Source organism: Pseudomonas sp. 13B_3.2_Bac1 (assembly GCF_025466205.1).
GTDB lineage: Bacteria > Pseudomonadota > Gammaproteobacteria > Pseudomonadales > Pseudomonadaceae > Aquipseudomonas > Aquipseudomonas fluorescens_H.
Window position 1 is genome coordinate 53,234 of sequence record NZ_JANLOG010000057.1, and the last position, 25,407, is coordinate 78,640.

The following is a 25,407-nucleotide window of genomic DNA, read 5'->3' on the forward strand; positions in this document are numbered from 1 at the left end:
CGCCAAGGGAGTGCCCGACATGCACCATGCAAGGAAAGGCTCGCTCAGCCTGTTGGCCGGCGCCATGCTGCTGGCCTCCGCTGGCGCCTTCGCCACGGTGGAACCGGCGAAGCCTGTGACCACCACCAAAGAGCTGCAACAAGCCAAGACCTACACCGTCAGCAGCGCGCCGACCGAGGCGCTGGAACTGGCCAAGCCGACACTGCCCGACCTGTCCGGCTTCACCGCCGAGGCGGCTGCCGCGAAGATCAATCGCAGCAAACCGGGCAAGATCAGCGTGCGCCGGATGATGCAGGAAGACGCGCTGAAGGACTTCATCGGCGGCGACAACAAGATGGCCGAGTGGGTGGTGCGTCAGCACGGCATCCCGCAGGCGATCTTCGTTGACGACGGCTACCTGAACCTCAAGGATCTGGCGCAGAAGCTGCCCAAGCAGTACTTCAGCGAGACCGCGCCGGGCGTGTACCTGGCGAAGCTGCCGATCGTGGTCGGCCGCAAAGGCATCCTTGAAATCGATGGCCAGACCCAGGAACTGCGCCTGTCGCAAGAGGCCGGTTCGTTCCTGGTCAACGACGGTCAGCTGTTCGTGCGCGACACCAAAGTCACCGGCTGGCGCGAGAAGGACAACGGCCCGGCGACCTTCCGTTCGCCGAAGGAATTCCGTCCGTTCCTGCTGGCCTGGGGCGGCACCGAGACCTACATCGTCAACAGCAAGATGGCCAGTTTCGGCTACGCCAACAGTAAGTCGTACGGGGTGAGTATTTCCCAGTACACGCCGAACATGGCCAAGGTGCTCAAGCGTCCCGAGCCGACCGGCTGGATCGTCGGCTCCGAGTTCTCCGACATGTGGTACGGCTTCTACTGCTACGAGACCCGCGACTTCGTGGTCAAGGGCAACACCTACAAGGACAACATCGTCTACGGCATCGACCCGCACGACCGCTCCCACGGCCTGATCATTGCCGAGAACACCGTCCACGGCACGAAGAAGAAGCACGGCATCATCATTTCCCGTGAAGTGAACGACAGCTTCATCTTCAACAACAAGAGCTACGACAACCACCTCTCGGGCCTGGTGATCGACCGTAACAGCGTCAACAACATCATCGCCTACAACGAGATCTACAAGAACCACACGGACGGCATCACCCTCTACGAGTCCGCCGACAACCTGCTGTGGGGCAACAAGGTCATCAGCAACAAGCGTCACGGCATCCGCATTCGTAACAGCGTGAACATCCGCCTCTACGAAAACGTCGCCATGGCCAACGGCCTGACCGGCGTCTACGGCCACATCAAGGACCTGACCGACACCGACCGTGACATCAAGCTCGACCCGTTCGACGCGCAAGTCTCGCTGATCGTGGTCGGCGGTGAACTGGCGGCCAACGGCAGCGGCCCGATGGCCATCGACTCGCCATTGAGCGTCGAGCTGTATCGCGTATCGATGCTGGCGCCGACCAAATCCAGCGGCATCAGCTTCAACGGCATCCTCGGCGAGCGCCAGGATGAAATTCTCGACCTGCTGGTGCGCCAGCAGAAAGCCGTGCTGATCGACCCTGTCGAACGCCAGACCGAAATGCGGGACTGAGGATAATTTTATGCACCCACACTTGATCAAATTACTCAGCCTGTCGGCCCTGACCGTGGGCATTCTGGCGGCCAGCAATGCGGCTCGTGCAGACGAGACCGCAGCACCGAAGTTCACCGCCGAACCGTGCTGCAACCTGTGCCCGGCCGCGCATGACGCGAAGAACTACACCACGCGTTATCAGCAGAACTTCACCACGCTGGTGCAGGCGCAGGGCGACTGGTTGTTCCGTACGCAGGAAGATTTGCGCACCGAGTTCAACACCACCCCGGCCGGCTACAAACGCCTGCAACAGCTGCACGATGCGTTCAAGGCCAAAGGCGTCGAACTGGTGATCGTCTATCAGCCCACCCGTGGCCTGGTGAACCGCAACAAGCTCAACCCGCAGGAAAAAGCCGCGTTCGATTACGAGAAAGCGCTGGGCAACTACAAGACCATGCTCGGGCGTTTCGCGCAGATGGGTTACGTGGTGCCTGACCTGTCGCCGCTGACCAACGAATCGCTGCCGGACACCCTGCCCGCCCACGATTTCTACTTCCGCGGCGACCAGCACTGGACGCCATACGGCGCTCAGCGCACGGCGAAAATCGTCGCCGAGAAGGTCAAGCAGATCCCGGCCTTCGCCGACATTCCCAAGCGTGAATTCGAGACCAAGCGCACCGGGCGCATGGGCAAGACCGGCACCCTGCACAACATGGCCGGGCAACTGTGCGGCACCAGTTACGCGATCCAGTACATGGACCAGTTCACCACCGAGCCGAAAGGCGAGGCCGGTGACGGCGACCTGTTCGGTGATTCCGGCAACCCGCAAATCACCCTCGTGGGCACCTCGCACAGCGGCAAGAACTACAACTTCGCCGGCTTCCTCGAAGAGGCCATTGGCGCCGACATTCTCAACGTCGCCTTCCCCGGCGGCGGTCTCGAAGGTTCGATGCTGCAGTACCTCGGTAGCGACGAATTCCAGAAGACGCCACCGAAGATTCTGATCTGGGAATTCTCGCCGCTGTACCGCCTCGACCAGGAGACCATCTACCGCCAGATGATGTCGCTGCTCGATAACGGCTGCGAAGGCAAAGACACGCAAATGTCCGCCAGCACCACGCTCAAGCCCGGCGGCAAACAGGAACTGCTGGTCAACAGCAAAAACCTGAACCTGCAGAACAGCAGTCATCAGGTCGACATCCGCTTCGCCGACACCTCGGTGAAAACCCTGCAAGCCACCCTCTGGTACATGAACGGTCGCCACGAGGACATCAAGATCGAGAAACCGGAAACCTCCGACACCGACGGTCGTTTCGCCTTTGAGCTGCGCACGGACGAAGACTGGGCCTCGCAAAATCTGCTGGCAGTCGAAGTCCAGGGCCCGGAAGCGGGTACCGCGCCGCAAAAAGTCGAAGCGAAAATCTGCAAACGCAACGTATTCCCGGGCGCTGGGCCACAAACCGCTCAGGTCGGGCAATGAGGTCTGCTATGCGAAATCGAACGATCAAACACTTGCTTGCACCATCCCTCCTGACCCTGGCGATGTTCGCCGGGGCCACTCAGGCCGCCGCGCCACTGCGTCCGCCGCAGGGCTACTTCGCCCCTGTGGATAAATTCAAGAGCGGCGACAAGAGCGAAGGCTGCGACGCGATGCCCGCGCCGTACACCGGGCCGCTGCAATTTCGCAGCAAATACGAAGGCTCGGACAAGGCCCGCGCAACGCTGAACGTGCAGTCGGAAAAAGCCTTCCGCGACACCACCAAGGACATCACCACGCTGGAGCGCGGCACCGCCAAACGGGTGATGCAGTTCATGCGCGACGGTCGTCCGGAACAGCTCGACTGCACCCTCAACTGGTTGACTGCGTGGGCCAAGGCCGATGCGCTGATGTCGAAAGACTTCAACCACACCGGCAAGTCGATGCGCAAATGGGCGCTGGGCAGCATGGCCTCTTCGTACATTCGCCTGAAGTTCTCCGACTCGCATCCACTGGCCGAACATCAGCAAGAAGCGCAGTTGATCGAGGCGTGGTTCAGCAAGATGGCCGATCAGGTGGTCAGCGATTGGGACAACCTGCCGCTGGAAAAAACCAACAACCACTCGTACTGGGCCGCCTGGTCGGTGATGGCGACCTCGATCGCCACCAACCGTCGCGACCTGTTTGACTGGGCGGTGAAGGAATACAAGGTCGGGGTCAATCAAGTCGACGCCGACGGCTTCCTGCCCAACGAACTCAAGCGCCAGCAACGCGCCCTCGCCTATCACAACTACGCCCTGCCGCCACTGGCGATGATCGCCAGTTTCGCTCAGGTCAATGGTGTCGATCTGCGTCAGGAAAACAACAGCGCGCTGAAGCGTCTGGGTGACCGGGTGCTGGCCGGGGTGAAAGACCCTGACCAATTCGAGAAGAAGAACGGCAAAGAGCAGGACATGACCGACTTGAAAGAGGACATGAAATTCGCCTGGCTCGAACCGTTCTGCACCCTCTACACCTGCCCGCCGGATGTGATCGAGAAGAAGCACGGCATGCAACCGTTCAAGACCTTCCGCCTCGGCGGCGACCTGACCAAGGTCTACGACCCGTCGCATGAGAAGGGCAACAAGGGTTCATGAAAGGCGAACAGCAAAAGCCCCTCACCCTAACCCTCTCCCGGAGGGAGAGGGGACTGACCGAGGTGTTTTTGAGAAATCCGCCGACCTGATACATCGAGTCGATCTCAGGTGTTGAAAAACAATCGAGATCAGGCTGCACAGAAATACCGAGCCGATCTCGATATTGGCAGCGCCAGAGATCAGGCTCCCTCTCCCTCCGGGAGAGGGCGGGGGGTGAGGGTAAGATTTCAAGTCCCTCCGTAACCCTGAAAGAAACACGCATCACCCCTCCAATAGCACGGGGGGTTTGGGGGGGCTTTGGCCCTTGACTGTTGGTTCAAACATGGAGAGATCGGGATGGTATTTTCATCCAACGTGTTCCTGTTTCTGTTCTTGCCGATCTTTCTCGGCTTGTACTACTTGAGCGGGCAACGCTATCGCAACCTGTTGCTGCTGATCGCCAGCTACGTGTTCTACGCGTGGTGGCGGGTGGACTTCCTGGCGCTGTTCGCCGGCGTCACCCTGTGGAACTACTGGATCGGCCTGAAAGTCGGTGCTGCCGGCGTGCGCACCAAACCGGCACAACGCTGGCTGCTGCTCGGCGTGGCAGTCGACCTGTGCATCCTCGGCTACTTCAAATACGCCAACTTCGGCGTGGACAGTATCAACGCGATCATGAGCTCGTTCGGTCTGGAGCCGTTCATCCTGACCCACGTGCTGCTGCCGATCGGTATCTCGTTCTACATCTTCGAGTCGATCAGCTACATCATCGACGTGTATCGCGGCGACACCCCGGCTACGCGCAACCTGATCGACTTCGCAGCGTTCGTGGCGATCTTCCCGCACCTGATTGCCGGCCCGGTCCTGCGTTTCCGCGACCTCGCCGACCAGTTCAACAACCGCACCCACACCCTCGACAAGTTCTCCGAGGGCTGCACGCGGTTCATGCAGGGTTTCATCAAGAAGGTGTTCATTGCCGACACCCTCGCGGTGGTCGCCGACCACTGCTTCGCCCTGCAAAACCCGACCACCGGTGATGCCTGGCTTGGCGCGCTGGCGTACACCGCGCAGCTGTATTTCGACTTCTCCGGTTACAGCGACATGGCCATCGGTCTGGGCCTGATGATGGGTTTCCGCTTCATGGAAAACTTCAAGCAGCCTTACATCAGCCAGTCGATCACCGAGTTCTGGCGCCGCTGGCACATCAGCCTGTCGACCTGGCTGCGTGACTACCTGTACATCACCCTCGGCGGTAACCGTAAAGGCACGCTGATGACCTATCGCAACCTGTTCCTGACCATGCTCCTCGGTGGTCTGTGGCACGGCGCGAACATCACTTACATCGTCTGGGGCGCCTGGCACGGCATGTGGCTGGCGATCGAAAAAATGCTCGGCATCAACACCGCGCCGCGCAGCCTCAACCCGATCCGCTGGGCGCTGACCTTCCTGCTGGTGGTGATGGGCTGGGTGATCTTCCGTGCCGAAAACCTGCACGTCGCCGGGCGCATGTACGGCGCGATGTTCAGCTTCAGCGACTGGTCGCTGTCGGAACTCAACCGCGCCAGCCTCACCGGTCTGCAAGTGGCAACCCTGGTGGTGGCGTACGCAACGCTGGCGTTCTTTGGCCTGCGTGATCTGTACACCAACCAGCCTCCGGTGAAGAGCAAACCTGAAGTCAACGTCGAGGCCAACGGCCCTGCCACCGCGACCCCGGGCGTGATCAAAGCCGCGCCTGGCGAAAACCCGGCGAGCATCCACGAGCCTGGCTACACCGTCGGCGTCGAAGCCCAGGTGCAACCGGCCTACTGGACCGCGGACTGGTCGCGCTACGTGATGCGCGGGCTGATTCTGCTGCTGTTCATCGCCTCGATTCTCAAACTCTCGGCGCAAAGCTTCTCGCCGTTCCTTTACTTCCAGTTCTGAGGGATCTGACATGACCCGCTCATTACGCATCTTCTACATCGCGCTGTTTCTGCTGACCCTGCTGGTGCTCGGTCTGTGGTCGGTGCGCAGCTTCTTCGGCTTCAGCACCAACGCCGATGCGACAGTGCTCAACGGTCGCTGGAGCAAAGCCGTGGAAACCCACTACGACGATCAGTTTCCGATCAAGCGTCTGGGCACCAATCTCTGGGCGGCACTGGATTTCAAACTGTTCAACGAAGGTCGTCCGGGCGTGGTGCTCGGTCGCGATCAGTGGCTGTACAGCGACGAGGAATTCAACCCGATCGTCAACGAAGAACTGAACCTGCAAGGCAACTACGCGCTGGTCGAAGGCGTGCGCCAGACCCTCAAAGCCAAAGGCGTGAAACTGGTGATGGCGATCGTCCCGGCCAAGGTGCGCCTGTACCCGGAACACCTGGGTGAAGTGAAACCGGCGAGCATCCACGCCAACCTCTATCAGGACTTCCATGCCCGTGTCGCGGCGGACAAGATCCTCGCCCCGGACTTGCTCGGCCCGCTGCAACAGGCCAAGCAGAACGGTCAGCAAGTGTTCCTGCGCACCGACACCCACTGGACGCCTGAAGGCGCCGAGATCGCCGCCAACACCCTGGCGAAAACCATCGCCGCCAAGTTCCCGCTCAGCGGCGAGCCGCAGCGCTTTGTCACCACGCCAGCGGAGAAGGTCACGCACAAGGGCGACCTGCGTCTGTTCCTGCCACTGGATCCGCTGTTTGAAAACCTGATGCCGGCGCAAGAGCCGCTGCAGAAGCGCAACACCGTGGCGGCCGAGCAACCTGCCGGTGACGACGCGCTGTTCGCCAGCAGCGAAGTACCGGTCGCACTGATCGGCACCAGCTACAGCGCCAACCCCAACTGGAACTTCGTCGGTGCGCTGAAACAAGCGCTGCACAGCGACGTCGTCAACTACGCCGAAGACGGCCACGGCCCGATCCTGCCGATGCTCAGCTACCTGAAAAGCGATGACTTCAAGAACAGCCCGCCACAGGTGCTGATCTGGGAGTTTCCTGAACGATATCTGCCTGTGAACAACGAAATCGGCGACGCCGACCCGCAGTGGGTCGCAGAGCTCAAACAAGCCGGTGCTCGCCAACAAAACGTAGCTGTAAACACTAAATCCGAGACGCCCGACCGGGCGCAAAACTGAAAGAGAGGTACACCATGACTTTCACGACTACTCCTCGTCGTCTCGCAAAACGCTTCGCACTGGTTGCTGGCCTCAGCGTGCTCTCCGTCCAGGCGTTCGCCGGTGGTGACGCCGCGCTGTACGGCCCGACCGCACCGAAAGGCTCGACCTTCGTGCGGGTCTACAACGCCAGCAACGCCGAAGTCAGCGCCACCGTCGGCAGCACTAACCTAAGCGACGTTGCGCCACTGGCCAGCAGCGACTTCAGCTTCATGCCGGGCGGTGACTACAGCGCCAAGGTCGGCAGCCAGACCCTGCCGGTGAAACTTGCCGGTGACCACTACTACACCCTGGTCAACAACGCTTCCGGCGCGCCGCAACTGATCGAAGAACCACCGTTCAAGAACAAGCAGAAATCCCTGGTGCGCGTGCAGAACCTCAGCGACAAGCCGCTGACCCTGAAGACCGCCGACGGCAAGACCGACGTGGTGCCGAACGTGGCGGCCAAGGGCCGTGGCGAACGTGAAATCAACCCGGTGAAAGTCAGCCTGGCGCTGTACGAAGGCGACAAGAAAGTCGGCGACGTGAAACCGGTCGCTCTGGAGCGTGGTGAGGCAGCGGTGCTGTACGTCACCGGTTCCGGCAGCAGCCTGTCGCCAGTCTGGGTGAAACGCCCGGTGTCGACCCGCTAATTATTTTCCAGACTGACCCCGCGCCCACTGTGGGAGCGGGCTTGCTCGCGAAAGCGGTCTGACATTCAACAGCTATGTCGACTGATACACCGCCTTCGGGAGCAAGCCCCCTCCCACCCTGCGACCGGGTTGTCAGTTCGGATACGAGACAAAAACAAGAGTGAAACGACACAGCGTTCGTGCCTCTAACCAATCGATTTTATGGAGTAACAATATGATTCCGGTGATCTTGTCAGGTGGTAGCGGTTCACGTCTTTGGCCGCTTTCGCGCAAGCAATTCCCTAAACAATTCCTCGCCCTGACCGGTGAACACACGCTGTTTCAGCAAACCCTGGAGCGTCTGGTGTTCGAAGGCATGGACACACCCATCGTGGTCTGCAACAAGGATCACCGCTTCATCGTCAACGAACAGTTGGCCAACCGTAATCTCGAATGCCAGCGCATCCTGATGGAGCCGTTCGGCCGCAACACCGCGCCAGCCGTGGCGCTGACCGCGATGATGCTGGTCAACGAAGGGCGTGACGAACTGATGCTGGTGCTGCCGGCCGACCACGTGCTGGAAGACCAGAAAGCCCTGCAACGCGCATTGGCCCTGGCCACCGTCGCCGCCGAAAACGGCGAAATGGTGCTGTTCGGCGTGCCGGCGACCAAACCGGAAACCGGCTACGGCTACATCAAATCCACCAGCGATTCGCTGCTGCCCGAAGGCGTCAGCCGCGTCTCGCACTTCGTCGAAAAACCCGACGTCAAACGTGCCACCGAGTACGTTGAATCCGGCGGCTACTACTGGAACAGCGGCATGTTCCTGTTCCGCGCCAGCCGCTTCCTCGAAGAGCTGAAAAAGCACGATCCGGACATCTACGACACCTGCCTGCTGACCCTCGAGCGCAGCCAACAGGACGCCGACACCGTCACGCTGGACGAAGCCACTTTCGCCTGCTGCCCGGACAACTCCATCGACTACTCGGTGATGGAAAAAACCCAGCGCGCCTGCGTGGTGCCGCTGAGCGCCGGCTGGAGCGATGTCGGTTGCTGGTCGTCACTGTGGGAAGTCAACGAGAAGGATGCCAACGGCAACGTCAGCAAGGGCGACGTGGTGATCCAGGACAGCAAAAACTGCATGATCCACGGCAACGGCAAACTGGTGTCGGTGATCGGTCTGGAAAACATCGTCGTGGTCGAGACCAAGGACGCGATGATGATCGCGCACAAGGACAAGGTTCAGGGCGTCAAGCAGATGGTCAACACCCTCAACGAGCAGGGCCGCAGCGAAACCCAGAACCATTGCGAGGTCTATCGTCCGTGGGGCTCCTACGACTCGGTGGACATGGGCGGGCGTTTCCAGGTCAAGCACATCTCGGTCAAACCGGGCGCATGCCTGTCGCTGCAGATGCACCACCACCGCGCCGAGCACTGGATCGTGGTCAGCGGCACCGCCGAAGTGACCTGCGATGACAACGTGTTCCTGCTCTGCGAAAACCAGTCGACCTACATCCCGATCGCCTCGGTGCACCGCCTGCGCAACCCGGGCAAGATCCCGCTGGAAATCATCGAAGTGCAATCGGGCAGCTACCTCGGCGAAGACGATATCGAGCGTTTCGAGGACATCTACGGTCGTTCCACCCCGATCGAACGCGGCGTGTCGGTGAAAACCATCGCGCAGTGATCACCCCGCAATAAGAAGCCCCCGTCCAGCCCGCTGCGTCCCCATCCGCAGTGGGTTGGGCGGGGGCTTTTTTGGCCTGTTCACATTCCTCCAACGCTTGTTCTGATAATCAACGGGGTAACATTTTTGCTTTTATCACGTATCTATGTGCCGTCCCGAATCGTGCGGTGTTATCCATGTAGGACCTTCCTTTTGGAATGTGTTGCACGGAAACTACTTTAACTTTGTTATACATTGGAAACGTTACTTCTCCCTCGGATGCATACAACCCCTCAGAAACACCTGCATGTCCAGGTTCCACCTCAAAGTGCCACATTATGGATTTACCGGACACGTAGCCCATGCCTGGGTCTTTGGATGTTGACATTATCAACTGAGAGCGGATGTTTACATTCAGTATGCTTTCTGTAGCATCGTCTCCGACGCTCTCTACAAACTCGGCAAGCCATGGGTAGCTATTCAATATGGCTGTTGTGTCTCCTCGGAAAAGCTCCTTTACATCCGCACGATGATAACTTGGCCATTCTTCATCTATTTTCCCTAAAACACCCTGAACTTCCAAAGCTTTGTCATTATCGATATTCCTGGCGGGAGGAGTCATATTTCGTCCAACTTCCCGCCATACATCTACAAACTGCTTTATATCGTCAACTGAACTGTAGTGCTCAATATTGAGCTTCTGAAGAGCAATTGTGAATGAAGAATAATAAGGATATTCACCCCCTTGTTGTTTATACAATGCCGGATCTTCTTTAATGACCCATTTTTTAGTGGTCAATGGTCGGGAGGCTGCTCCCGGTAAAGGGGGAGGTATGCCTGAGACAGGTGGCGGCGGGGGTGGCAATGCTGGCGGTCCTGGAGGACCGGATTGCTCTGGAAGCTGCGGCCTGCGTCCATCTGCATCGATCAACGTACCGGGGTTATTTCTGACCATCCGGTACAGGTTCATACCATCCACTTCCCCCGCCGGGTCCGGACTGCTCCATTTTTGCAACCAAGAGATGTAGTAGCGGTGACCGTAGTAATCAAGTCCGGTCGCATCACGCTCCTTGCCTGAATAACGGACGAATTTGTAGCTGAGTTCGCCGTTCTGCCAAGCGCTGGTACCGAACGGGTGATACTTCTCCCGACCAATCAACGTACCGTCACCGGCAGTTTCCAGACTAACCGAACCCAAGTGATCGATATGTTGGTATCGCCATCGATTGTTGACTCCCGAAGGCGGCGGGCTCTCCCAATGCTGTACTCGAGCGTTGTCGGTAACGATGATCTGCAACCGTTCGCCGGTACCGTTATCGGTGCGCAACTCCAGCCCGGGCAAATAGCGTACGTCGGCAATCAGGCTTCGGACGCCAGTTCGCAACGAACGGACCTTGCGTACCCGCTGGCTGCCACCATCGTACAGATAGACCTCATGATCATTGATACCTGAGGCACGCTCCACCGGACGGACCGTTTGCAGTTGATTGCGCAGGTTCCAGTTCAGTACCCGCCCTGACTCCAGCGTCAGCAGGTTGCCTCTGCGGTCGTAGGCAGCTTCGATTTCTGCCTCACCGGGAATGACGTCCACGTAAGGCAAAGAGCGGTTGCTATAACGCGCCGGCTGCAGTTTGCGCCCGTGGCTTTGTGCACCGACATGAATCAGGTTGCACAGGTTGCCGCCGGGATCATATTCGTAAGTCTGTTGATAGTTGCTGACCGCCCCCGGATCGATGCGGCCCATCGATTGCGGGCCACGATTGACTGCGCCGGCCTCCCAACCGGACGCCTTGGTCAACTGGTAAAGACTGTCGTAGACAAAGCGACTGACCGGGTCGATGCGCTGGTTGGCGAAGTAACGGATCGGCAGTGACTTGTCTTCGATACTCAGGACATTGCCTACCCGGTCGTATCCATAACTCAAATGTTGCAGCACAAGACCATCAGCGTCTTCAGTCCGCTGAACCAACAGGCGATTGTCTTCGGGGCTATACGTCCGGGTGGTTTGTACACCGTTGCCGGCGGTTTCCTGCGTGACATTGCCTTGCGCGTTGTAGTGGATGTCCCTGACCAGGGTCTGCTCGGGTTCCCCCTTCAACTGCAAGCGGCGCTCGCGCAAGTGGCCATCGACGGTCAGCGCGAATGTATGCCGGTTTTCTCGGGCATCCGTCTGTTCCAGCACATCCCCCAGCGCACCATGGCGCCAGCGCGATGTCGCACCGGCGCCTGGCTCCAGCAGCCGCTGACGATCCGCCTCCGACTTAGGCCAGTCAGGTGCCAACGGATCCTGAGTGAAGTGGCGGGTGTCCTCGGTACATTCGCCGCTAATTGCAAATCGGTTGAACAGTACGCTGCCGGCCGGGTGATCATGACGGATCAGTTGACCGTAATGATTTTGCGCCAGATCGCCGCTGCCGGGATGACCGTAGGTCAATCGCTCGCCGCAATGCCGCGCCTCGCTTGCCCCTTGTTCGAATATCGCAACGGGTCGAAGCAAGGCATCGTACTCAATGTCGCGTCGCGTCTGACGGCTGTCCCAACTGAATACCGTTTGCGTGGCGAGCCCCTTCAACTCGATTTGCGTGCCGGTATCGACACTGTCCGAACGAATCACCGAGGCGCCCAAGGTAAACACTCGTATCAGATTGGCCGGCGTCAGCGGGTCGTCGACCTGCGACAGCCAAAGCCGCGGATCCCACTGTTTAACCGCATGCCCCGCCGGGTCATGAAGGATGCGGTTGATCCGGGGGGCGACAGGGCCGTCCTCGATAGCTCGACAATAGTCGACCGTGCGAACCAACAAACCGCGCGGGTCGAACACAGACACCCTCGGCGTATTGATGTGCAAGCTCATGAAAAGTCCCTCCCCGTGCGAGCGGCGTTGTTCGAACCTCCGGAATTTGAGCAGGCACAACGCATGCTCAACAACTGTCAGAAATTACAGTCCCGACCAATGGCGTCACGCTTTGCTCGGCGAATATCCATTCCCGCGCCCCTTCGGTAGGATGGTGCTCACGAGTTCAAGGAGCGTTCAAACATGTTCATCGGCGTTTTGCTGGTCATCACCTGGCTGATCCTGTTGTTGCGCTATCCGGCCAAGGCCGTGCCGGTGTCCGTCGCGGCCGCCGTTGGTCTGGGTTTGGTCGCGGTCTGGGTGGTGTGGCTGGACAACCGCGAACTCAAGCAACTGGCGCGTCTGGAAATGCGCATTGTCTATGCGCCTGAACAGTGCCCGGCGGATCGACCGCTGCAACTGAAAATGAAAAACGGCAACGATGTGCCGCTGACCGAACTGCGCTGGCGCATTGCAGCCTACGCGCCCGGTGACACGGTCAATCTGGCCGACAACCAATACACCGCCCCGCGCTATCGCGGTCCCGGCGAACTGCAGGCCGGCGGCGACTGGGAAGACTGCCTGCCGATGCCACCGCTGCGTCCCGGTTATCGCCCGCAAACCCTGGAGTTTCGCGCCGAGCGCTTGCAAGGCAGTTTCTCCGACTGATCCCCCTCCTCCACTTTTTTGCACAAGGAATGCGCCATGCCCGTTGCGTTGATTACCGGTTGCTCCAGCGGCATTGGCCGCGCCCTCGCCGACGCCTTCAAAGGCGCCGGTTACGAAGTCTGGGCCACTGCGCGCAAGAGTGAAGACGTCGCGGCGCTGACCACCGCCGGGTTCACCGCGATCCCGCTGGACGTCAATGACAGCGTGGCGCTGGAACAACTCGCGGAACGCATCAACCAGCAACACGGTGGCCTCGACGTGCTGATCAACAATGCCGGTTATGGCGCCATGGGGCCGCTGCTCGATGGCGGCGTGCCGGCCATGCAACGCCAGTTCGAGACCAACGTGTTCTCGATTGTCGGCGTCACTCGCGCACTGTTCCCGGTGCTGCGCCGGGCCAAGGGGCTGGTAGTGAACATCGGCAGTGTTTCGGGCGTTCTGGTCACGCCATTCGCCGGCGCCTACTGTGCGTCGAAAGCGGCGGTGCATGCGCTGAGCGATGCCTTGCGCATGGAACTGGCGCCGTTCGGCATTCGCGTGATGGAGGTCCAGCCGGGGGCGATTCAGTCGAGCTTCGCCAAGAATGCCGGGCACGAAGCCGAGCAGTTGATCAACGAGCAGTCGCCGTGGTTTCCGCTGCGAGAGGGGATTCGCGCGCGGGCCAAGGCCTCGCAGGACAAGCCGACCCCGGCTACCGAGTTTGCGGCTGAACTGCTCAAGGCTGTGCAGCGGGACACACCGCCACGCTTGATCCGCATTGGTAATGGCAGTCGGGCGTTGCCGTTGCTGGCGACGTTGTTGCCGAAGGGGTTGCTGGAGTCGACGTTGAAGAAGCGGTTCGGGTTGCGCGGGAAGCTCTGATTCAGCCTCGACAGTCACGCTCCACGCTGGGAAGACACAAAGCCTGAGCAACGTGCGCCTCGGGCACTCACCTTACTCCCCCCCACGGCCCTTCACCACCTGTCAACTCTGACAGTAGACGCTGATTTCACAAGCAGAGCAGACTCGATGCAAGACGCTCACACTCGCGAGCATCCGTACATCAATCGGTGAAAATAATGAGTACTTTCGAGCGTAAACCTGGCGACATCGATCCGAGCTTTGGTGAAAAGGGCGTTGTGACCCTCGCGATTTTGCCGCACGCAAACGGGAATGATCGACAAATCAAAGGCCTTTACCGGTTGCCCACGGGAAAACTCCTCCTCGGCATCACTGTCTCCCATGACGACGAGGCCGTACTCTACACCTCGTCCTACTATGGGCTGGCACGCCTGAATGAAGATGGCAGGCTGGATCCGACCTTTGCGAGCAAAGGCTTCACCTTCAACAAGTTCTATAAGCGGTTTGACGCATTAGGCGGCAAAGTGGCGATGCATGGGTCATGGATCTATATGCAGGGCGGAACCACTATAGATGACGACACCGAGTCTCCGCCCGTGCACCTGGTGTTGGGACGTTTCAACGAAAACGGCGTGCAGGACCTGGACTTTGCGACCCAGGGCAAACTGATCCTGCGAAATCTACCGACGGAGAATTGCCTCTCAGACACAGGCAATGTGGCAGTGCAAGCGGATGGCATGATCGTCGTCGGTGCGACCTATCACGTCATGGGCGCCCCGGAAAGAACTCATGCCGTGCTGTATCGCGTGACTGAAAAGGGACAACCGGACAAGGATTTCGCCAGCGATGGACGCCTCGACATCAAACTTCACGCTACGGTCTCCGCGACATCGATTTCGGCAATGCACCTGCTCGACTCCGGGAAGATCCTGATCGCCGGCAGCGCCACTCGTGCAGAAAGAACGCAGGGTTACTTTGCCCGTCTCAACCCTGACGGCAGCATGGATAAAAGCTACGGCAACCCCAGCACGCCCGGAGTCCACTTGCTGAACCTCACACACAGCGACAGCACCGTGCAGGGTCTGGTGAAAACAGCGGAAGGAGGTTTTTTCGGGCTGGGTCACTCAAGGCGAGCCGGGCAAAGCATGCACGGGCTCCTGGTCAAAATGGATGAAAACGGCAAGCCAAACCCTCATTTCAACCGAGGCGAACCGTTACTGACCCTTCTTGAAAAGCACACAGGAGACAACTGGTGCGCAGGTTTCATCGACAGCGAGAACAGAATCACCGTAGCGGGCAGTGACCTGGAAACCCACATCGCTCGTTTTCTTGGCACTGGCGACCTTGACAAAGAATTTGGCACAAATGGCTTTCTGAGCAGGGACACGTCGGCCATGCCCGCGTCGATTTTCCTGCAACCACGCGCCGATGAGAAATTCATATTTGCCGGTAACGTCACCGGAGTCGGCGGCCCATACGGCAATCTTTGGGGATTTTTCGGTTGATCATCGATGCCCATCCTCGACATTTCGGGGATGGGCGCGTGCTCGCGATTATCAAGCCGGGTTCACGTCGGTGCGGATAGTTTGCTCCTTCCCCCCCAGCCCTTCATGAAATCAATAAACGCCCGCACCTTCAGCGGCAAATGCCGGGTATCCGGATACAGCGCGTAAACACCCTGCTGAGCAAAACGGTAATCGGCCAGCAACCGTACCAGTCGCCCGGCTGCCAGATCCTCCTGAATCAGCCATTGCGGCAAAATCGCCACGCCTTGCCCGGTCAGCGCAAACGCCCTGAGCGTCGCCGAATTGTCGGCGACGATGGCGGTGGTACCCGGTTTTGGCTGGTAGAAATGCTCGGTCCCGGTCGGCTCGGTCACGGTCATCTCAGGGACTCGGCCGTGGCCCAGCGTCGGCATCGACTCCAGCGTCGCCAGCGTGGCAACCGGCGCGAAGCGCTCGACCAGCTGCGGCGCCGCCACCGCAAACACCTCGAACGTCGACAACTGCACCGCGCGCAGATTGGAGTCGTGCATGCGCCCCAGACGAATCGCCATGTCAAAGCGTTCAGAGATCAGATCGGCATGGGTCGAGGACGTCGACAGATGAATGTTCAGTTGCGGCTGTTGCTGACGGAACACCTCCAGCGCCGGCACCACTTGGGCCAGGGCGAATTCCACGGTGGTGGTGATGCGCAACGTGCCCTTGAGTTGCGAATGCTCGGAGCGCGCTTCCTCGATCGCCAGTCGTGCTTCGTCGAGGGTGCGCAGACAGCGTCGATAAAAACGCTCGCCGGCATCGGTCAGGGCCAGTTGCCGCGTGTTGCGCGTGAGCAAGGTAACGCCCAGTTCTTCTTCCAGGCGCTTGAGATTGAAGCTCACCACCGCCCGGGTCTGGCCTAGAGTATCGGCGGCCGCGGTCAACGAGCCGGCCTCGACCACGGCTTTGAAAGTGTCAAAACGGTCCAGGCTGACCATGTCCCACGCACTCCTTGTCAAAATTATTTTGACAAACTAGCAGGCAAACCAGCGTTTTCCTAACGCCTTAAGCCCCCTAACCTGCACGTCTCATCACAGGGAAGCTGCCATGGCCTATCGCTCGAAAGTCGCGCTGGTGTATCTGTTCGGGTTTGCCCTCGACCTGCTGAACATGTTCGCCGCGAGCATCGCCTACCCGGACATCGCCCGGGAATTACAGGCATCCGTGACGCAACTGGCGTGGATCACCAACGCCTACATGCTCGGGCTGACGCTGATCATTCCGCTGAGCGTGTGGCTGGCGGCGCGGCTGGGCGAGCGGCGGCTGATTCTCGGCTCGTTGCTGGTGTTCGGCATCGCCTCCGGTCTGGTGGCCCAGGCCGGGTCGATTGAAAGCCTGATCGGCTGGCGCCTGCTGCAAGGACTCGGTGGCGGCTTGCTGTTGCCGATCGGTCAGGCCTTGGCGTATCGGCAATATCCAGCGACGCAACGCGCGCACCTCACCGGCGTGGTGCTGATGGTCGCACTGCTGGTGCCGGCCCTGTCGCCGGCGGCGGGCGGCCTGATCGTCGAGGCGTTGTCATGGCGCTGGATTTTCTACCTGAACCTGCCCATGGCGCTGCTGGCCTTCGGATTGGGTCTGCTCTGGTTGAAAGCGGATCAGGCCACCCTTGAACGCCCGACGCTGGATCTACTCGGTCTGCTGCTGGCCGTATCAGCCCTGAGTCTGTTGTTGATTGCCGTGAGCCTGGCGAGCGCCGCCGCTACCCGTCACCTCGCCGCCGGGGTTCTGCTGCTCGGCGTCCTGACCTTATGGCTGTACCTGCGTGATGGCTGGCACAAACCCGACGCGGTGCTCGACCTGCAACTGATCAACAGTCCGTCGCTGCGCCTGGCGATGCTGATCTACCTGTTCGTGCCCGGGGTGTTTACCGGTACCAACATGATTGCCGTGTTGTACCTGCACGACCTCGGTTTCGGCGCGGCGCAAACCGGTGCGCTGATGCTGTCCTGGGCGGCCGCCTCGGGCGTGGCGATCATGCTCGGCAAACGCAGTTTCAACCGCATCGGCCCCAAGCCGTTGCTGATCGCCGGGATGCTTTTGCAGTGCCTGGGAATTGTCCTGCTGATGCGCATCGAACAACCCGCCGCCGCGCCGCTGATCATTGCCTATGCCTTGATGGGTCTGGGCGGCAGCCTGTGCAGCGTGACCGCGCAGAGCCTGGCGTTTGTCGGCATCGCGCCGGAAAAAATGGGCCACTCCAGTGCGCTGTGGAACATCAATCGCCAGCTCGGTTTCTGCCTCGGCGTGGCGCTGCTCAGTTCGTTGTTGGGCGTTTTGGGCGGCAACGGTTTCCGCTACTGCTTTCTCGCCGCCGCGCTGCTCACGCTGTTGCCGGTGGTCGCGGTGCTGCGTTTCGATGCCTCCAAAGTGCTCGCCCTTTTGAGCTCACCTCCCCTTCAGGAAAAATCCACATGATTGACTACAACGAATATTTTGATGAAGTGATCCAGGCCCACTTGGTCATCGAACGCTGGTTTGCCGTGGAGCAGGATTCGGCGGAACTTGCGCGTTTGCTGAGCCGGTTCTCGGCGGATTTTTCCATGGTCACGCCGCTGGGCCGGACGCTGGATATCGAAGCCTTGCGCGCATTGTTTCAGTCGGCGGGCGGGAAGAAGATCGGCTTCAGAATCGAGCTCAGTGAGCTGCGCGGGATTGCGCTGCATGCGCATGGCGCGACGCTGAGTTATCGCGAGCAGCAGAGTGATGCGAGCGGGTTGCGCACCGATCGCCGATCGACGGTGGTGTTTGAAAAGACCGAGGCCGGGCGGGTGCTGTGGCGGCATTTGCAGGAGACGTTTTGCGCTGAATGATTGCTCAGCGCTTTTCTGAAGTAACGAGTCGACCTCTTCGCGAGCAAGCTCGCTCCCACAAGGGATATTTGCTGCACCCCGGCCCCCCTGTGGGAGCGAGCTTGCTCGCGAATGAAAGCGACTCGGTATTTCAGTTATCCACAGCGTCCTGCTTCACCACCACCGTGCAAGTAATCCCCGCCGCCAACAACACACCCTCCGGCACTTCATCGATGTGAATGCGCACTGGCACCCGCTGCGCCAGTCGCACCCAGTTGAACGTCGGGTTCACGTCGGCGATCAGCTCGCGGCTTTCCGGGTTGTCGCGGTCGTAGATGCCGCGGGAAATACTCTCCACATGCCCCTTCAACACTTCGCCGCTCATCAGTTGCATGTCGGCTTTGTCGCCTACGCGCACGTGCGGCAATTTGGTCTCTTCGAAGAAGCCGTAGACCCAGAACGAGTTCATGTCGACCACGGCCATTTTCGCTTCGCCGATGCGCGCGTAGTCGCCGCGATGCACGTTGAGGTTGGTCACGTAGCCGTCCACCGCCGCGCGCACTTCGGTGCGTTTCAGGTTGAGTTCGGCGGCTTCCAGTTGGGCTTGCGCGTGTTGATAGTCGGCCTGCGCGGCGTCGGCGATGTTGCTGGCGTCGTCGCGGTTTTCCCTGGAGATCACCAGATTGTCGAGGTCGGCGCGGCGATGCGCGTTGACCTTGCGCATCTCCCACGTCGCCTTGCGCGAAGCCACCAGCGACTGCGCCTGCTTCACCGCGAGACGGTAGTGCTCGGGGTCGATCTGCATCAGCAGGTCACCCTTCTTCACCAACTGGTTGTCGCGCACCGGTACGTCGACCACTTCCCCGGTGACGTCGGCGGCGACGTTGATGATGTCCGCCCGCACCCGGCCGTCACGGGTCCACGGGGTGTTCATGTAGTGTTCCCACAGGGTCCGGCCGATCCACAGCGCCAGGGCCAGCACCAGCAGGGTCGCGAGCAGGCTGAAAAACTTTTTCATCAGAACGTTCTCAACGGTAGACAGTCAGCGCCATGGCGCCGAACAGACAGGTAAACAGGCTCAGACGCAGCAGCGCCGGGTGCCAGAAAAAACGGTACAGGTCGAACCCCGAGAGGAACCGGTCCAGCGCCCAGGCCAGCGCCGCAGCGACAAAAAACATCAGGGTCATGGTCGGCATGTACACGCCGTGGAAGGCGATTTCACGAGGCATGGGCAAGTCCTTCGGGCTTGGCGACGGCATAGGCAGCGAGTGGTGATTGCGGGTCGAGCAACGAGGTGCGGATGAAGTGCAGATAGCTCTTCACCCGGCGTAACGCGGACGTGTCGAAGTGCGGCGCGAACGGCTCGTCGGTCGCGGCGACCCGACTGATCGCGTGATCGACCGCCACCAGTGCGCGTTCCAGGTTGCTCGGGTTCGGCTGCAGAAACAGTCGCACCAGCGCCCGGCCCATCACGCGAATTGCCTGACGCCACGGCTGCGATTCGGCATAGGTCGGATGCACCGGGAGAATCGCCTGTTCCTTGCGCAACTCGATGATCGCGTGGCCGACTTCGAGCACCACGAACATCCAGCGCAGCAGGTTCTTCTGCACGGTTGGCTGCCCGGCAGCGAGACCGTAAGCCTGATGCAGCAAGTCGCGGGTACGACTCTCGAAACTCGACGCCAGGCCCTTGAGTTTGCCGCTGATCGCGTAGACAACCTGGCCGCGCAGATCCTGCTCCAGGCGCTTCCACAACCAGCGGCTGTTGGGCGGCAGAATGATTGCGCCAGCAGCGGCGCAGACCAGCATGCCCATGACCATGGCGATGTAGTCGTTGATGAAGGTGTAGGGGTTGTAAATGGTCAGGTTGTCCGGCACCGAACCGGTGCTGAAGAAGATCAGCAACCCCAAGCCGACACCTGCATATTTCGGCCGCGAAGCGAGGAACGAGCCGAGCACGATCACTGGCGCGAGCATCACGCACAGCAGCGGAAAACCATCGATCCACGGGAAGATGAAAAACATCTCGACGAAGCCGATCAGCGCTCCGAGAAACGTGCCGCAGGCCATTTGAAAAGCCATGCGTTTCGGGTTCGGCGTAGCGGCGGACAGGCCCACGGTCGCGGCAGCAATCAGGGTCATGGTCGCACCGCTCGGCCACGCGGTGGCGACCCAATAGCTGCCCAGCACCATCAGGATGAACGAGGCGCGAATCCCCGAAGCCGCCGCGGCCCACCAGTTGGTTTGTGGGGTGAACGGCTCGTCCCAGCGCTCACGCTCGTGGCGGTGATCGGCCAGCGAGGCGTGGGTCTGTGCATAACTGTGCAAGTCATCGACGAAGCGATAGAGCAGTTCGTACGCGGTGTGAAAATCCAGTTGCTCGGCGTCGCTAGGGTCAGTCTCCTGAAAGGCTGCACGCAGACTGCGCACCCGCGCCGGCAGGCCCTCCTTGTACGTCGCAAGTGCCGTCGCCAGGCGTGCAGCGTCCGGGCTGGTGAGGGCGCGGCCACTGAAGCCGTCGAGCACTTCGGCCAGATCCTGCAGGCCCGGTCTGATCGCCGCCACCACGTGTTCTTCGTCGTTCACGCGCAAGCGTTCGAGCAACTGATGCAGGGCGTTGAAGCGGGTGGTGATACCCATGAACTCGCTGTTCAAACGACTGAGGCGACCGTTGCGCCGACGCATGTGCGGGTCTTCGAAAACGGTCACGCTGCGCAGCCCTTCGAGGCCCACGGCTTCGGCAATGAAACGCACGTTGCTCGCTTCGAACGACTCGGCTTTGCTGCGTCCGCGCAGGCCATCGGTAACGAACAACGCGAACACGCCGAAGCGCTGATACAGGGCGTTGCGCATCGACGCGCTGGCGGTTTGCGGCAAGATCGCGGCGCTGACCACCGTCGAGCAGAGAATCCCCAGCGAGATCTCCAGCACCCGCCAGACGGCGGCCATGAACGCACCGTCCGGATGCGCCAGCGCGGGCAACCCGACCATCGCCGCGGTGTAGCCGGCGAGGACAAAACCGTAAGCGCGAAAGTTACGGCAACGCGCCGCACCCGCCGAGCAGATACCGACCCAGATCGCCAGCGAACCGAGGAATAACTCGGTGTTCTGCGCGAACAGCGAGATCAGCGTAACCATCATCGCCGACCCGGCCAGGGTGCCGAGGAAACGATAGAAACTCTTGGCGAACACATGGCCGCTTTGCGGCTGCATGACGATGAACACGGTGATCATCGCCGTACGCGGCTGCGGCAACTCCAGGCGCATCGCCAGCCACAGTGTGAGGAACGCGGCGAGCAATACCTTGAAGATGTAGACCCAGGTCACGCCATCACTGCGCGCCCAGTCAAACAAACCCCGACGCCATTCCAGGGAGTAGAGCCAGCGTAGAGGTGCGGGCAAGGGAGTCATTTGGTCTTGCTCAATAAATGAAGAAAAAGTCTGTGGATCACGCAATTCTTGTGGCGAGGGAGCTTGCTCCCGCTTGAGTGCGCAGCGCTCACAAGATCTTTGGGGCAGCTGCGCAGCCCAGCGGGAGCAAGCTCCCTCGCCACAGGTTTGCGCATGCCGTCGGGATTGTGTTCACCGCAGGAGGGCCGGGGTTTTCGGGGCTGCTGTTTGCTCGGCAGTGGGCACGTCATTGCCAGCCCCGAGGCCGCCACCCAACGCCGTCACCAACTCCGCATGCGCACTCAACCGCGCCGCCTGCACCTGCTGCTGCACTTGCTGTTGCTTGAACAGCAAGGTCTGCGCATTGAGCACATTGAGGTAATCGGTAAGGCCACGCTGATAAGCGATCATCGCGATGTCGTAAGTCTTCTGCGCAGTGGCCACCGACTCGGCGGCGAAGCCTTGCTGCTTGTCCATCGACTCGCGGCGGATCAACTGGTCGGAGATGTTCTTCAGCGCATTGACCAGGGTCTGGTTGTAATGCGCCACGGCGATGTCATAACCGGCGGACGCTTCGCCCAACTCGCTGCGCAAACGCCCACCGTCGAAGATCGGCAGCGAGATCGCCGGGCCGACGTTGTAGTTGAGCTTCTTGCCAGTCAAAAACTCCAGCGCCCCGCCACCGGTCGCCATGTAGCCGAGGCTGCCGACCAGATCGACATTGGGATAGAAACCGGCGTGCGCCACATCGATCCCGCGTGCCTGCGCCGCCACTTGCCAGCGACTGGCAACCACGTCCGGGCGCTGACCGAGCAACTCGGCGGGCAATGCCGACGGCAGTTTCAATGCTGCCCCCAGCGCCAGCGTCGGCCGCTGCAACTGCGCACCCGCGCCTGGGCCTTTGCCCGCCAGCGCGGCGATCTGGTTGCGGCTGAGGGCGATTGCTTCGTCCAGCGCATCGAGTTGCCGATGGGTTTCCGGCAGCGGCGTTTCGGCCTGACTGACTTCGAAGTGCGTGCCGATTCCGCCGTTCAGGCGCTTCTGCGCCAGATCGAGAATCTGCTGTTGCTGCTTCAGCGTCGCGGCGACGATGTCGCGCTGGGCGTAATGCAGCGACAGTTCGATGTAGGCGCGCACGAGGTTGTTCTGCAATTCCAGCTGCGCCAGCCGCGCTTCGGCGGCGCTCATGTGCGCCAGATCCACCGCGCGTTCGCTGGCATTGCTTTCGCGGCCCCAGAGGTCGAGGGCATAGCTGAAACCGAGCGCGGCGTTGTTGTCCCAGGTGGTGGTGTTGGACAGCTCGCCCGGGCCGTAGAACGGGTCAGTCGGCCAGTTGTGGCGTTTGAGTGTCGACTCGCCATTGATCTGCAACGACTCGGCCGCTTCGGCGACACCGGCCATGGCCTTGGCCTGCCGCACCCGAGCAGCGGCCATGGCCATGGTCGGACTGCCCTGCACGGCGAGGTCGATCCAGTGATTGAGTTGCGGGTCACCGTAGGCTTGCCACCATTGTGCGGTGGGCCAGTTGGCGTCTTTGGCGGCGTGGGCGATGGCGTCGTCAGTGGCCAGTGCGTCGGCTTCCAATGCCTTGCTATGCGGGGCAATTCCTTGCGTTGAGATGCAGCCGCTGAGACCCAGGGTAAAAGCCAGAACACTGAGCGGCAAAAGCGCTCTGTTGATGCGACGCGGCACAGCTGCGAATTCCTGAAAAAGGGGTAAGGCGGGGCGTGTTCCCTTCTGTAGGAGCTGCCGAAGGCTCGGGCCGCGTTCGGACGATCTTTTGATCTTGATTCCCTTAAAACAAAATCAAAAGATCGCAGCCTGCGGCAGCTCCTACAGGGAGCGGCGCAATTCTAGGTGGGCACCTTGGTGGCGATAAGCTGGGATTCCTGTGAATCTTTGTTACCGTTAACGAGATAATCCCTTGGTCGGGGGTCTCAGCCCCTGAAACTTCGTGTCACAATTTGCCATCTCCCTTGAGAGCACCCCATGGACACATTGCAAAACATGCGCGCCTTCAGTTGTGTGGCCGAAGCCGGCAGCTTCACCGCCGCCGCCGTGCAACTCGACACCACCACGGCCAACGTCTCGCGCGCGGTCTCCAACCTGGAAGCCCACCTGCAAACCCGCCTGCTCAATCGCACGACCCGGCGCATCGCCCTGACCGAGGCCGGCAAGCGCTACCTGCTGCGCTGCGAGCAGATCCTGGCCTATGTCGAAGAAGCCGAAGCCGAGGCCAGCGAAGCCCACGCCCGCCCCGCCGGCCAGTTGAAAGTGCACACCATGACCGGCATCGGCCAGCACTTCGTGATCGACGCCATCGCCCGCTACCGCAAGACCCACCCGGACGTGACCTTCGACCTGACCATGGCCAACCGTGTGCCGGACCTGCTCGACGAAGGCTACGACGTGTCCATCGTGCTGGCCCGCGAACTACCGGATTCGGGCTTCGTCTCGCAACGCCTGGGCATCACCTACAGCATCGTCTGCGCCTCCCCGGCCTACGTGAAAGCCAACGGCTGCGCGCAAAAACCCAGCGACCTGCTGAACCACGCCTGCCTGCGTCTGGTGAGCCCGGTGATCCCCCTGGAAAAATGGGCCTTCGACGGCCCCGAAGGCCAGGAAATGGTCACCATCAACAGCTCGCCATTCCTGGTGAACTCCGCCGACGCGATGAAAACCGCAATCATCAGCGGCATGGGCGTCGGCGTCCTGCCGGTCTACGCCGCCATCGAAGGCCTGCGCAACGGCACCCTGGTGCGCGTCATGCCCAACTACCGCTCGCAGGAACTCAACCTGTATGCGATCTACCCTTCGCGGCAATACCTGGATGCGAAGATCAAGACGTGGGTCGAGTATTTGCGCGGGTCGCTGCCGGAGATATTGGCGGCGCATCAGGCGGAACTGGCGGCTTATGAGTTGAGTGGGAGCCTCGCCGGAGCCCGCGTCGCCAACTGATTTTCAACACATCACTAAACCTGTAGGAGCTGCCGCAGGCTGCGATCTTTTGCCCTTGATGTTTAAAAATCAAAAGATCGCAGCCTACGGCAGCTCCTACAGAAGCGGTGATTTGGAGGGAGTTTTCCGACAGGTTTTGACGGTTGTGACTCGGAAGTGGGGTGGATAGGCTCAGGGGGTCGTTGACGAATCAACGACCGGACTTGGTCGTCCGGGTTTAGAATGGCGCACTTTTTAAGCTTGCTTAATGGCGAGCTGTGCGTGGGAGGGCCTTGGCCCTGCCGGGTTTCCATTCCCTGGTCGACCAACCTGCGTACGGTTCGCCACCCTATTGCTTGGTCGCAGTACGTGGCGAACTTCACATCCCGAATGGAGTTCCACCATGATCAAACCCACACCCAATCCGCCCCCAGCGGAAAGCACCTCCCCCTACGAATCCCTCGATTCAAAAAAACTCCACGACGCCGCCGAACGCGCCCTCGACCACTACCTGAAACCGTCCGCCGCCGCTGTGAGATGCCACAAACCCAGCAGCATGTTCCAGGTCGCCCCCGACATGGACAACGAAAGTCTGCTGGTTCACGCCTGCGAATCACTGGCTTCGGCGAGCATCATGACCAGCGACATTGCGGCCTATGTAGACAGCCCGCAGCGACAGACGATACTGGCGATCCAGCAAATCATCATGCTGGCTGAACTGGCGGTGAATCGGGTGCTGGATAATGTGGAAATCACCCAATCTGCGGCACACAGCTGAGCCATAGTGGGAGCGGGGGGGGGGGGGGGGGGGGGGGGGCCCC

Annotated in this window: 20 protein-coding genes; 14 read left to right on the forward strand and 6 right to left on the reverse strand. The window is 60.5% G+C overall.

Annotation, left to right across the window (positions count from 1 at the left end; translation table 11 throughout):
* Positions 1 to 19 precede the first annotated feature (19 nt).
* The 7 genes from algG (at position 20) to NTD85_RS09445 (ending at position 9,608) form a co-directional block, all read left to right on the forward strand.
* Positions 20 to 1,591, forward strand: a complete 1,572-nt coding sequence (algG, locus tag NTD85_RS09415) for a mannuronan 5-epimerase AlgG (RefSeq protein WP_103484933.1) — start codon at positions 20 to 22, stop codon at positions 1,589 to 1,591.
* A 10-nt stretch (positions 1,592 to 1,601) separates the two neighbouring features.
* The gene (locus NTD85_RS09420; RefSeq protein ID WP_003221844.1) at positions 1,602 to 3,053 is read left to right on the forward strand and encodes an alginate O-acetyltransferase; all 1,452 of its coding nucleotides are present in this window, start codon (positions 1,602 to 1,604) and stop codon (positions 3,051 to 3,053) included.
* Between the two features lie 8 nt (positions 3,054 to 3,061).
* Positions 3,062 to 4,186 carry a mannuronate-specific alginate lyase gene (locus tag NTD85_RS09425; protein ID WP_103484932.1) on the forward strand — a complete coding sequence of 375 codons (1,125 nt, stop codon included), beginning with the start codon at positions 3,062 to 3,064 and terminating at the stop codon, positions 4,184 to 4,186.
* Positions 4,187 to 4,522: 336 nt separating this feature from the next.
* The gene (locus NTD85_RS09430; RefSeq protein ID WP_262142004.1) at positions 4,523 to 6,088 is read left to right on the forward strand and encodes an MBOAT family O-acyltransferase; all 1,566 of its coding nucleotides are present in this window, start codon (positions 4,523 to 4,525) and stop codon (positions 6,086 to 6,088) included.
* 10 nt (positions 6,089 to 6,098) lie between these two features.
* Positions 6,099 to 7,271, forward strand: a complete 1,173-nt coding sequence (locus tag NTD85_RS09435) for an alginate O-acetyltransferase (protein ID WP_262142005.1) — start codon at positions 6,099 to 6,101, stop codon at positions 7,269 to 7,271.
* A 14-nt stretch (positions 7,272 to 7,285) separates the two neighbouring features.
* Complete coding sequence (locus NTD85_RS09440; RefSeq protein ID WP_007969549.1) at positions 7,286 to 7,942, forward strand: alginate O-acetyltransferase AlgF; 657 nt, start codon at positions 7,286 to 7,288, stop codon at positions 7,940 to 7,942.
* Positions 7,943 to 8,156: 214 nt separating this feature from the next.
* Positions 8,157 to 9,608: a mannose-1-phosphate guanylyltransferase/mannose-6-phosphate isomerase gene (locus NTD85_RS09445; protein ID WP_262142006.1), complete on the forward strand. Its 1,452-nt coding sequence runs from the start codon at positions 8,157 to 8,159 to the stop codon at positions 9,606 to 9,608.
* 109 nt (positions 9,609 to 9,717) lie between these two features.
* On the opposite strand, the gene NTD85_RS09450 is transcribed toward NTD85_RS09445, so the two are convergent.
* Complete coding sequence (locus NTD85_RS09450) at positions 9,718 to 12,441, reverse strand: RHS repeat domain-containing protein (RefSeq protein WP_262142007.1); 2,724 nt, start codon at positions 12,439 to 12,441, stop codon at positions 9,718 to 9,720.
* A gap of 183 nt (positions 12,442 to 12,624) precedes the next feature.
* On the opposite strand from NTD85_RS09450, the gene NTD85_RS09455 reads away from it, so the two are divergent.
* From NTD85_RS09455 to NTD85_RS09465, 3 genes are all read left to right on the forward strand, one after another.
* Entirely contained in the window at positions 12,625 to 13,089 is a 465-nt protein-coding gene (locus tag NTD85_RS09455) for a hypothetical protein (RefSeq protein WP_003221822.1), read from the forward strand.
* A 36-nt stretch (positions 13,090 to 13,125) separates the two neighbouring features.
* On the forward strand, positions 13,126 to 13,950 hold the full coding sequence (locus tag NTD85_RS09460; protein ID WP_262142008.1) for an SDR family oxidoreductase: 825 nt from the start codon (positions 13,126 to 13,128) through the stop codon (positions 13,948 to 13,950).
* Between the two features lie 197 nt (positions 13,951 to 14,147).
* Positions 14,148 to 15,434, forward strand: a complete 1,287-nt coding sequence (locus tag NTD85_RS09465) for a hypothetical protein (RefSeq protein ID WP_262142009.1) — start codon at positions 14,148 to 14,150, stop codon at positions 15,432 to 15,434.
* A 62-nt stretch (positions 15,435 to 15,496) separates the two neighbouring features.
* On the opposite strand, the gene NTD85_RS09470 is transcribed toward NTD85_RS09465, so the two are convergent.
* A complete protein-coding gene (locus NTD85_RS09470; RefSeq protein WP_262142010.1) occupies positions 15,497 to 16,405 on the reverse strand; it encodes a LysR family transcriptional regulator in 909 nt (302 codons plus the stop codon).
* 109 nt (positions 16,406 to 16,514) lie between these two features.
* Here NTD85_RS09470 and NTD85_RS09475 point away from each other — a divergent pair, with 109 nt between their 5' ends.
* Both NTD85_RS09475 and NTD85_RS09480 read left to right on the forward strand, forming a co-directional pair.
* Positions 16,515 to 17,885: an MFS transporter gene (locus tag NTD85_RS09475; RefSeq protein ID WP_262142011.1), complete on the forward strand. Its 1,371-nt coding sequence runs from the start codon at positions 16,515 to 16,517 to the stop codon at positions 17,883 to 17,885.
* On the forward strand, positions 17,882 to 18,280 hold the full coding sequence (locus NTD85_RS09480) for a DUF4440 domain-containing protein (protein ID WP_262142012.1): 399 nt from the start codon (positions 17,882 to 17,884) through the stop codon (positions 18,278 to 18,280). The genes NTD85_RS09475 and NTD85_RS09480 overlap by 4 nt, the downstream gene beginning before the upstream one ends.
* Positions 18,281 to 18,410: 130 nt before the next feature.
* On the opposite strand, the gene NTD85_RS09485 is transcribed toward NTD85_RS09480, so the two are convergent.
* From NTD85_RS09485 to NTD85_RS09500, 4 genes are all read right to left on the reverse strand, one after another.
* Positions 18,411 to 19,277, reverse strand: coding sequence for an HlyD family secretion protein (locus NTD85_RS09485; protein ID WP_262142013.1), 867 nt, complete (start codon positions 19,275 to 19,277; stop codon positions 18,411 to 18,413).
* A 10-nt stretch (positions 19,278 to 19,287) separates the two neighbouring features.
* A complete protein-coding gene (locus tag NTD85_RS09490; protein WP_003221811.1) occupies positions 19,288 to 19,488 on the reverse strand; it encodes a DUF1656 domain-containing protein in 201 nt (66 codons plus the stop codon).
* Positions 19,478 to 21,670 carry an FUSC family protein gene (locus tag NTD85_RS09495; RefSeq protein WP_262142014.1) on the reverse strand — a complete coding sequence of 731 codons (2,193 nt, stop codon included), beginning with the start codon at positions 21,668 to 21,670 and terminating at the stop codon, positions 19,478 to 19,480. Before NTD85_RS09495 ends, NTD85_RS09490 begins: the two co-directional genes overlap by 11 nt.
* A gap of 171 nt (positions 21,671 to 21,841) precedes the next feature.
* Entirely contained in the window at positions 21,842 to 23,341 is a 1,500-nt protein-coding gene (locus NTD85_RS09500; protein ID WP_262142015.1) for an efflux transporter outer membrane subunit, read from the reverse strand.
* A gap of 297 nt (positions 23,342 to 23,638) precedes the next feature.
* Between NTD85_RS09500 and NTD85_RS09505 the strand changes: the two genes are divergently transcribed.
* Together NTD85_RS09505 and NTD85_RS09510 are read left to right on the forward strand one after the other, a co-directional pair.
* The gene (locus NTD85_RS09505) at positions 23,639 to 24,607 is read left to right on the forward strand and encodes a LysR family transcriptional regulator (protein ID WP_123534232.1); all 969 of its coding nucleotides are present in this window, start codon (positions 23,639 to 23,641) and stop codon (positions 24,605 to 24,607) included.
* Positions 24,608 to 24,989: 382 nt separating this feature from the next.
* Complete coding sequence (locus tag NTD85_RS09510) at positions 24,990 to 25,364, forward strand: DUF6124 family protein (RefSeq protein WP_262142016.1); 375 nt, start codon at positions 24,990 to 24,992, stop codon at positions 25,362 to 25,364.
* The last annotated feature ends 43 nt before the right edge of the window (positions 25,365 to 25,407 follow it).

Bases quoted from the DNA above. Each gene is read 5' to 3' on its own strand.
- algG (WP_103484933.1), top strand. From the start codon at position 20: ATGCACCATGCAAGGAAAGGCTCGCTCAGCCTGTTGGCCGGCGCCATG.
- NTD85_RS09420 (WP_003221844.1), top strand. From the start codon at position 1,602: ATGCACCCACACTTGATCAAATTACTCAGCCTGTCGGCCCTGACCGTG.
- NTD85_RS09425 (WP_103484932.1), top strand. From the start codon at position 3,062: ATGCGAAATCGAACGATCAAACACTTGCTTGCACCATCCCTCCTGACC.
- NTD85_RS09430 (WP_262142004.1), top strand. From the start codon at position 4,523: ATGGTATTTTCATCCAACGTGTTCCTGTTTCTGTTCTTGCCGATCTTT.
- NTD85_RS09435 (WP_262142005.1), top strand. From the start codon at position 6,099: ATGACCCGCTCATTACGCATCTTCTACATCGCGCTGTTTCTGCTGACC.
- NTD85_RS09440 (WP_007969549.1), top strand. From the start codon at position 7,286: ATGACTTTCACGACTACTCCTCGTCGTCTCGCAAAACGCTTCGCACTG.
- NTD85_RS09445 (WP_262142006.1), top strand. From the start codon at position 8,157: ATGATTCCGGTGATCTTGTCAGGTGGTAGCGGTTCACGTCTTTGGCCG.
- NTD85_RS09450 (WP_262142007.1), bottom strand. From the start codon at position 12,441: ATGAGCTTGCACATCAATACGCCGAGGGTGTCTGTGTTCGACCCGCGC.
- NTD85_RS09455 (WP_003221822.1), top strand. From the start codon at position 12,625: ATGTTCATCGGCGTTTTGCTGGTCATCACCTGGCTGATCCTGTTGTTG.
- NTD85_RS09460 (WP_262142008.1), top strand. From the start codon at position 13,126: ATGCCCGTTGCGTTGATTACCGGTTGCTCCAGCGGCATTGGCCGCGCC.
- NTD85_RS09465 (WP_262142009.1), top strand. From the start codon at position 14,148: ATGAGTACTTTCGAGCGTAAACCTGGCGACATCGATCCGAGCTTTGGT.
- NTD85_RS09470 (WP_262142010.1), bottom strand. From the start codon at position 16,405: ATGGTCAGCCTGGACCGTTTTGACACTTTCAAAGCCGTGGTCGAGGCC.
- NTD85_RS09475 (WP_262142011.1), top strand. From the start codon at position 16,515: ATGGCCTATCGCTCGAAAGTCGCGCTGGTGTATCTGTTCGGGTTTGCC.
- NTD85_RS09480 (WP_262142012.1), top strand. From the start codon at position 17,882: ATGATTGACTACAACGAATATTTTGATGAAGTGATCCAGGCCCACTTG.
- NTD85_RS09485 (WP_262142013.1), bottom strand. From the start codon at position 19,277: ATGAAAAAGTTTTTCAGCCTGCTCGCGACCCTGCTGGTGCTGGCCCTG.
- NTD85_RS09490 (WP_003221811.1), bottom strand. From the start codon at position 19,488: ATGCCTCGTGAAATCGCCTTCCACGGCGTGTACATGCCGACCATGACC.
- NTD85_RS09495 (WP_262142014.1), bottom strand. From the start codon at position 21,670: ATGACTCCCTTGCCCGCACCTCTACGCTGGCTCTACTCCCTGGAATGG.
- NTD85_RS09505 (WP_123534232.1), top strand. From the start codon at position 23,639: ATGGACACATTGCAAAACATGCGCGCCTTCAGTTGTGTGGCCGAAGCC.
- NTD85_RS09510 (WP_262142016.1), top strand. From the start codon at position 24,990: ATGATCAAACCCACACCCAATCCGCCCCCAGCGGAAAGCACCTCCCCC.